At 77.6% G+C, this 8,334-nt stretch carries 4 protein-coding genes and 1 pseudogene; all 5 read left to right on the top strand.

Annotation, left to right across the window (positions count from 1 at the left end; all coding sequences use genetic code 11):
• Positions 1 to 254, top strand: a pseudogene (locus ACFXAM_RS36130) (hypothetical protein); the annotation flags it as partial.
• A gap of 16 nt (positions 255 to 270) precedes the next feature.
• Complete coding sequence (locus tag ACFXAM_RS36125) at positions 271 to 1,539, top strand: Pvc16 family protein (protein WP_380297857.1); 1,269 nt, start codon at positions 271 to 273, stop codon at positions 1,537 to 1,539.
• Positions 1,540 to 1,556: 17 nt separating this feature from the next.
• Positions 1,557 to 3,497 carry an ATP-binding protein gene (locus tag ACFXAM_RS36120; RefSeq protein WP_380297855.1) on the top strand — a complete coding sequence of 647 codons (1,941 nt, stop codon included), beginning with the start codon at positions 1,557 to 1,559 and terminating at the stop codon, positions 3,495 to 3,497.
• On the top strand, positions 3,488 to 3,814 hold the full coding sequence (locus ACFXAM_RS36115; protein ID WP_380297853.1) for a hypothetical protein: 327 nt from the start codon (positions 3,488 to 3,490) through the stop codon (positions 3,812 to 3,814). Before ACFXAM_RS36120 ends, ACFXAM_RS36115 begins: the two co-directional genes overlap by 10 nt.
• A partial coding sequence (locus ACFXAM_RS36110; RefSeq protein WP_380297851.1) for a DUF4157 domain-containing protein occupies positions 3,811 to 8,334 on the top strand: 4,524 nt, incomplete at its 3' end. The genes ACFXAM_RS36115 and ACFXAM_RS36110, both read left to right, overlap by 4 nt.

The following is an 8,334-nucleotide window of genomic DNA, read 5'->3' as shown; positions in this document are numbered from 1 at the left end:
CACCCGCACGGCCCGCCGTCGCACCGGCGCCCGGTCGGCGGACCACCGCGACGGCCGCCCCGCGCCACCCGACCGGAGCCGGAACCGGTGCCCGGCACCAACCCCGGCCGGCCGAACGGGTGGTGCGGGTCCAGATCGGCCGGGTGGAGGTCAGGGCCGCCGAGCGCGCCCCGGCCGCACCGCGCGGACCGGCGGCCACCCGGCCGGCCCCGGCCGTCGGCCTGGACGCCTACCTCTCCCGGGAGCCCTCATGACCGGGCGGGTGCGGCCATGAGCAACCACCTCGCGATCGCCACCGTGAGCGAGGCGCTGCGGCTGCTCCTCACCCGCGCGCTCTCCCCCGACATCCCGTTCGCCGTCGAGGTCGGCACCCGCAAACCGCCGACCGAACCGCCCGCCGACCCGACCGTCACCGTCTTCCTCTACCAGGTCACGCCCAACGCCTCGCTGCGCAACCTCGACGCGCCCACCCGCGCGGCCGACGGCACCCTGCTGACCCGCCCGGCCGCCGCCCTCGACCTGCATTACCTGATCAGCTGCTACGGCGAGGAGTCCCAGCTGGTCGGCCAGCGGCTGCTCGGCTGCGTGGTCCGGGCGCTGACCGAACAGCCGGTGCTGCCGCGCCAGTTGATCGAGGAGGCGGCCGCCCGGCCGTACCTGGCGGGCAGCGACCTGGCCGCCGCCCCGCAGCGGGTGCGCCTCACGCCCACGCCGATGGACGTCGACGAGCTGTCCAAGCTGTGGACCACGCTGTTCCAGACCCCGTACGCGCTGTCCGTCGTCTACCAGGCCACCGCCGTCCTCGTCGAGGGCCGGGCCGACCCGGTGGCCGGGCGGCCCGTGCTGCGCCGCACCGTGCGGGCCGTGCCGTCCCGGGCGCCGGTCGTCGAGCGGGTGCGCTCCCGGCCGGCCGGGTCCCGGGGCGCCCCCGAGGAGGGGCCGGTGACCAAGGACCGCGAACTGGTGCTGGACGGCTCCGGCCTGCGCGCGGACCTGGTCGTGGCCCGGCTCGGCGAATGGCGGGTCCCGGTCGGACCGGACGGCGTCCGGGACGACCGGCTGGTGGTCGCCGTACCGGAGGACCTGCCGCCCGGCGTGCACCAGGTGCAGGTGCTGCACGGACTCGCGCTGGACGGCCGGCCCGCCACCGACCACCTCGCCATGGAGTCCAACGCGCAGAGCTTCGCCCGCCAGCCGCGGATCCTCGCACCGATCGTCATCACGGACCGGCGCGTCGGACCGAACGGGGTGTCGGCCCGGCTGAGCGTCCGGCTGGACCTTCCGCTGCGGGACGACCAGCGCGTCCTGCTGCTGCTGGACGAGTCGCGCCCGCCCGCCGGGCGGCCGGGGGCGAGCCACCAGTTCCGTGCCCCCGCGCCGTCGCGGCCGCGCCCCGACCCGTACGAGGTCCGGGTGCCGGTCGTCGGTGTACGCCCGACGGCGTATCTGGCCCGGGTCCAGGTGGACGGCGTGCCCAGCGCGTTGACGGTGGCCGCCGACGGGTCGTTCAGCGGCCCGCTCGTGGATCTGACGCACTGACCGGGGAGGGGGGAGCGATGAGCACGAGCCACGGGCAGGACCCGGAGGAGCCGCACCGGCGGGCGCTGTCGGCCGCGGTCGCCGCCGTGCTCGAACGGATCGACGCGCACGCGGCGGGCCGCACCGACCGCCCGCCGCCCGGCGAGCCCGCACCGCCCGGCACGGCCCTGGACGCCCTCACCACGGACTTCGGGCTCACCCCGTTCGAGCGCGACGTCCTGGTGCTGGCCGCCGCCCCCGCCGTCGACCCCACCACCGCCGCCCGGTGCGCCGCGGCGAGCGGCGACCCCGGGCGCGCCCACCCCACCTTCTCGCTCGCCCTCGCCGCCCTGGACCGGCCGCACTGGAGCGCGCTGACCCCCGTGGGTCCGCTGCGCCGGTTCCGGCTGGTCGAACCGGACGACGAGACCGCGCTCACCACCTCCCGGCTGCGGATCGACGAGCGGGTGCTGCACTTCCTGGTCGGCGTGCCCTACCTGGACGTGCGGCTGCACGGCCTGCTCACCCGGATCGGTCCGCCCGGCGAGCTGCCCGGCCCGCACGAGCGGTGCGCGGCCGAGCTGGCCCGGGCCTGGACCTCGGCCGGACCGGCCGGCCCCCCGCACGCCGAACTGACCGGCGCCGACCGCCGCACCCGCCGGGAGATCGCGGCGGAGGCCGCCCACCGCGCCGGGCTCGGCCTCTACGCCGTGCACCGCGAGGACCTGCCCGGCGCGCCCGCCGAACGCGAGCGGCTCGCCCGGCTCTGGCAGCGGGAGGCGATCCTGATCCCGGCGGCCCTGCTGGTGGAGGGCGGCGAGCCGGACCGGGAACGTCCGCCGTCCCCGAACGCCGTGGAGTCCTTCCTCGGGAGCCTCGCCGTGCCGCTGGTCGTGTCCGGCGACGAGCCCGCGCCCGCGGAGGTCTCGGACCGCGCCCGGCTGACCGTGCCCCCGCTCGGCCCCGAGGAGCAGCTCGCGGTCTGGGCCGCCGCACTGGACGGCGCCCCGGGCCTCACCGACGGCGAACTCCGCGCCCTGGCCGCACAGTTCTCGCTGCCCGGCCATGTGATCCGGGCGGCCGCGGCAACCGCCCGGCGGGCCGCCGAGGACGGCCGGGACATCAGCCCGCTCGCCTGGCACGCCGGGCTGGCGGAGGCCCGGATGTCCCTGGAGGAGCTGGGGCGGCGGGTCGAACCGCGCGCCGGCTGGGAGGACCTCGTGCTGGAGGAGCGCCAGCGCTCGACGCTGCGCGAGATCGTCGCCCACGTCCGCCGGCGCGGCACCGTCCACCAGGAGTGGGGCTTCGAGGCGGTGCTGCGCCGCGGCCTCGGCGTCACCGCGCTGTTCGCCGGCGGGTCGGGCACCGGGAAGACCCTGGCGGCCGAGGTGGTCGCCGGGCAGCTCGGCGTCGACCTGTTCGTCATCGACCTCTCCCAGGTCGTCAGCAAGTACATCGGCGAGACGGAGAAGAACCTCCGGAGGGTCTTCGACGCGGCCGAACGCGGCGGCGCCCTGCTGCTCTTCGACGAGGCCGACGCGCTGTTCGGCAAGCGCAGCGAGATCAGGGACAGCCACGACCGCTACGCCAACCTGGAGGTCAGTTACCTGCTGATGCGGATGGAGGCCTACCGGGGCCTGGCCGTGCTCACCACCAACATGAAGAAGGCGCTGGACCCGGCGTTCCTGCGGCGGATCAGGTTCGTGGTCGACTTCCCGTTCCCCGGGGTGCCGGAGCGCGCCGAGATCTGGCGGCGGGTCATCCCCGCGCAGACCCCCAGCCGGGGCCTCGACCCGGAGCGGCTCGCCCAGCTCACCGTGACCGGCGGTTCCATCCGCAACATCGCGCTGGCCGCCGCCTTCCGGGCCGCCGACGAGGACTGCCCCCTGCAGATGCGGCACCTGCTGGCCGCCGCGCACACCGAGTACCTGAAGCTGGAACGCTCGCTGACGCCCTCGGAGGTCGGCGGATGGATCTGATCGGGGGGTCGACGGGGGGACCGGCCGGGGCATCGGCCGGACGGGTCGAGGTCGAGATCGGCGAGCTGGTCCTCGACGGTTTCGCGCGGATCGACCACGACCGGCTGACGGCGGCGTTCCGCAGCGAACTGACCCGCCTGCTGGAGGCGCGCGGGGTGCCGCTCGCGGCCGGCGGTGACCGGGAGCTGGACCTCGTCGCCGGGCTGCCGCCGCTGCCGGCCGGCGCCTCCCCCCGGCGGCTCGGCGAGGCGCTCGCCCGCGCCGTGCACACCGGGCTGTCCGGCGGGGGCCGGCCGCCGGAAGGGGGGCGGGCATGACCCGGATCGCCGCCACCACTGCGGCCGCGAAGGATTCCGAGCAGGGCGCGGACCGGCGCCGGACCAGGGCACCGAGGGCCAAGGCCCCCGAACCGAAGGAGATCGTCTCCGGCGCCGGTCAGCCGCTCGACCCGGGCCTGCGCCGGGAGCTGGAGGCACGGCTGGGGCACGACCTCGGCCGGGTCCGGGTGCACACCGACCGGGACTCCGCCGCGCTGACCGAGCTGATCGGCGCGGACGCCGTCGCCGTCGGCCCGGACCTCTTCTTCGGCGAGGGCAAGTACCGGCCGTCCGCCGAGGACGGCCGGCGGCTGCTCACCCATGAGCTGCTGCACACCGTCCAGGCCCCGGATCCGCTCGGCGCGCTGCGGGCCGGCCGGGACCTGGGCGCGGTCAGCCTGCCGCAGGACGCGGTCGAACGGGAGGCGGAGCACGGCGCGCGCGCCGACCGTCCGGCCACCGCGACGCCGGGCGCCACCCCCGGCTGGCTCCGGTACGCGACCGTCGACGCCGACCGGTTCCGCACCGAGCGGCTCGATCCGGCCACGCTGGTCGACCGGCTGGCGGCCGGCATCCTGCGCTCGCTGCGGGGGGACCCGACCGACTCCTCCGGCCGGGTCCGGCTGCAACTCGCACGATTCGCGCCGGAGTTGCAGGCCTCGGTGCTCGCGCGGCTGGCGGACCGGCTGCCGTCCCCGGACTACACCCGGGTGCTGGAGCTGGTCGAGGCCGCCGAGCACCGCCCGGCCGACGTCGACGGCGCGCAGACGCCCGCGCCGGTCACCGAGGGCACCGGACCGGCCGGACCGGCCGAACAGACCGAGCAGCCGCCGTCGCCGACCGGTCAGACCGGTCAGACGGGCCAGACCGAACAGACCGAACAGACCGGCGACGAGCACGAGCAGACCCCGCCACCGGACCAGGAGACCGGGCAGCCGGAGGAGCAGCAGGACGCGCAGCAGACTCCCCCGGATGCGGAACCGGCGGAGCAGCCGACGAGCGCGCCGGAGGCACCCGGCGCGGCCCCCGGGGCCGCCGCACCCGGGGCCGCGACACCGGGCCCCGGGCCGGAGGCACTCGCCCCCGGCACCGGCGCGCCCGAGGCCGGGGAGCCCGAGGCCGGGCAGCCGGACGCCGCCGCCCGTCCCCCGGCCGGGGCGACGCCGCGCGAGCCCGCCGCCGGACCGCCGGCGCAGCCCGCGCCGGTCAGGCCCGAGCGGCTGGACGCGGTCGCGCAGGCCCCGGACAGCCCGCTCGCCCGGCACGGGGAGCTGGAGGACGACCGCCCGAAGGACGACGTCCGGGACGAGGAGCGGCCGTTGGGCCTGGAGCCCGGCGCGGACGCCGAGGTGCCCGAGGCCCCCGACGCGGACCGCGGGCAGCCACCGCAGCCGACCGACACCGGCCCGGAGTTGAGGCCCGGGGACTTCCTCCCCGCGACGGACCCCGAGGTGTCCGCCGTCCCGACCCTCGACCGGATCCGGCCCTCGGCGGACGGCCTGCCGGCCACGGCGGCCGAAGCACCGGCGTTCCCCGAGCCGCCCGCCACCAGGGCCGAGCAGGTCCAGGACGAGCGGGCGAGCCGGCCGGAGACCGAGGAGGACCCGGCGCCGGCACCCGAACCGGCCGAGCCCGCGGCCGCGCCGCCACCGGCCGCCGACGGGAGCCGGGAAACCGAGGAGACCGAGGAGACCGAGGAGACCCGGGACGCCCAGGACGTCCGGGAGGACGAGGACCGGGCCGGCCCCGCCGCCCAGCCGCAGCAGCCGGTCGAACCGGAGACCCGGGCCGCCGCCGAACCCACCACCCCGGAGTCCGGGCCACCACCACAGCCGGAGGCGCCCGCCGCGCAGCAGCCGGAGGCGCCCGCCGAACCCGCGCCCCCGCCCGAGCCGAGCGCCCCGGAGCGCACCACCGCGCCCGCCTCCCCCGCCGTCACCCGCGAGCCGGTCGGCGGCGACGCCCAGGACGGTGCTCCCGAGCAGTCCCCCGCCCCCGGCCCGGCGGCCGAAGGGGCCGACGCACCGGCCGAGCCCACCGCCCGGCCCGCCCCGGACGCTTCCCTGGAATCCGGCGGCGGAGCCTGCGCGGGCCCGCCGCAGCCCACCACCGAGGCGGAGCCGGACGGTGCCGGTGCCGACGGCGGCGTCTGCGCGGCCGGGGGCGCGGGCGGGGCCCCGGCCGCGCCGCAGGAGCAGCCGGCCGCGCCCGACGTCTCCGCCCAGGACCCGCCGGGCGCCCTCGCCACCGCCGCGAGCCTGCCGCCCGACCGGATGGCCGCCGCGCTGGACGGCGTGGACGGCTCGGTGGACCGCACGGTCACCGAGCAGCACGCCCGGTTGCGGGAGGCCCCGCCGTCCCTGCGGCGCCCGTCCGGGGCCCCGCGCACCCGGTCCGGCCCGCCCGAGGCCGCGCCGCCCGCCGGGGCGGTGACGGAGCGGCTGGAGCGGGTCGGTCCGACGGGCGCGGAGGGCGCGCGGCAGGAGGCCGGACCCCAGCAGGTCGAGGGCCGCAACCCCGGTGAGCGGGTCACCGCGCCGCACGTCGCGGACGACGCGAGCACCCAGGTCTCGCCGCAGGAGGTGCAGCGGCTGCAGGGCGCGGTCGACGGCGTGCCCTCGACGGACCCGGCGCTGAACACCACGGTCGGTCCGGCGCCCCGGGTGGAGCTGACCGGCGAGAGCGATCCGGCGCGCGCCGACGCGCAGGCGGCGAAGCTCAGGGACAGCTCGGCCAGGATCCTCGGCGTCGGCCGGGAGGACGCCGCCAAGCCGATGGGCGAGGACCGGATCGACCCGGACGTGCCGGAGGAGACGCTGACCGCCGCCGTCCCGGGCGACGGCCGCACGCGCGCCGCCGGTCCCGGCCGCGCCGTCGAAGCTGGTCCCGGCGTCGGCCTCGTGACCCAGCAGGAGCGCGGCCCGCAGATCCGGGCCGCCGTCGGCCGGGGCCGGGGCCGGCTGGACTCCGAACAGGCCGCGCAGCGGCAGGGCGAGGCCGAGGCGCGCCGCCGGAACGAGGCCGAGGTGGACCGGGCGGTGGCCGACAACGCCGAGGCCCAGGCCGGTGAGCGGAGCGACGCCGCGGCGAAGGTCCGGGCCGAACGCGAGCAGTGGCGCGGCGAGCAGGACCGGCGGATCTCCGCCGCGGACCAGGAGGCCGGCGCCGAGCACCGGGACAGGACCGGCCGGATCGACGGCCGGCGCGCCGAGGCCGACCGGGACGTCGAGGCCCGCCGGGAGCAGGACAACCGGACGATCCAGGACAGGCGCAGGGAGGCCGAGGAGAAGGCGCAGCGGGAGAAGGACCGCAAGAAGGAGGAGTCCGAGGGCTGGTGGGGCTGGGTCAAGTCCAAGGTGAAGGCGGCCTTCGACGCGCTGGTCGAGGCGGTCACCAAGGTCTTCGACTACTTCCGCGGCCTGGTCAACGCCATCATCGACGGCTTCCGCACCTTCGCGAACTGGGCGATCGACCAGGCGCGGAAGTTCGCCGTCGACCTGATCAACGGGCTGGCGGACGCGCTGATCAGGATCTGCGACGTCCTGCTGGCGGCCTTCCCCGAACTGCGGGACCGGTTCCGCAGGAGGATCGAGGAGTGGCGCGACCGGGCCGTCGCCAAGGTCGACGCGTGGGCGGACGGGCTCAGGAACGCCGTCAACAAGCTGCTGGACGCGCTGGCGGCCGGGCTGAACGCCCTGCTGGACGCGCTGGAGGCGGGGCTGAAGGCCGCGGTGGAGGCGGTCCGCCGGGCCGTGCTGGACGCGATCGACTTCGTCCGGAAGGCGATCGCGGTCTTCGGCGAGTTCGCCGTCCTGATCGGCGACGTCGCCGCCGATCCGGGCGGGTGGCTGAAGAAGCTGGGCACGGCGGCGGTCGACGGCGTGCGGCTGCACCTGTGGGGTGCGATCAAGCGCGCGGTGAAGCAGTGGTTCGACCAGAAGGTGGAGTCGGTCGTCGGCCTGACCTCGACGCTCGTCGACGTCCTGGTCAAGGGCTGCATCACGATGGCGCAGATCGGCCGGATGGCCTGGCAGGCGATCGTCGCCGCGCTGCCCGGGATGATCGTCTCGATCGTCGTCGAGAAGCTGGTGTCGCTGATCGTGCCGGCCGCGGGCGCGGTGCTGGCCGTCATCCAGGGCCTGGTGGCGGCGTGGAACACCGTCAGCAGGATCGTCGCCGCGATCGGGAAGTTCGTGGCCTTCCTCAAGGCGGTCAGGTCCGGGTCGGCCGCGTGCCTGTTCGCCGACGCGGTCGCGGCGGGCGTGGTGGCGCTGCTGGACTTCATCTCCAACTTCCTGCTCGGGAAGCTCAAGGGCGCGGGCAAGGCGGTCGGCGCCAGGCTCAGGGGGATCGCCCGGAAGATCCTCAAGGGCCTGGCCAGGGCGGGCCGGGGCGCCCGCAGGGCGGCCGGAAGCGCCGTCAACAGGGCCCGGGCGGGCCTGCGCCGGGCCACCCGGGCGCTCCGCCCGGGCCGTCCCTCCCCCGGCCGGCCGGTACGCCCCGCACGACCGGCCCGGCCC

This window comes from Kitasatospora sp. NPDC059462, assembly GCF_042749955.1.
Taxonomy (GTDB): domain Bacteria; phylum Actinomycetota; class Actinomycetes; order Streptomycetales; family Streptomycetaceae; genus Kitasatospora.
The sequence above is the reverse complement of the archived record's forward strand: the minus strand, read 5'-3'. Positions and strand labels throughout refer to the sequence as shown.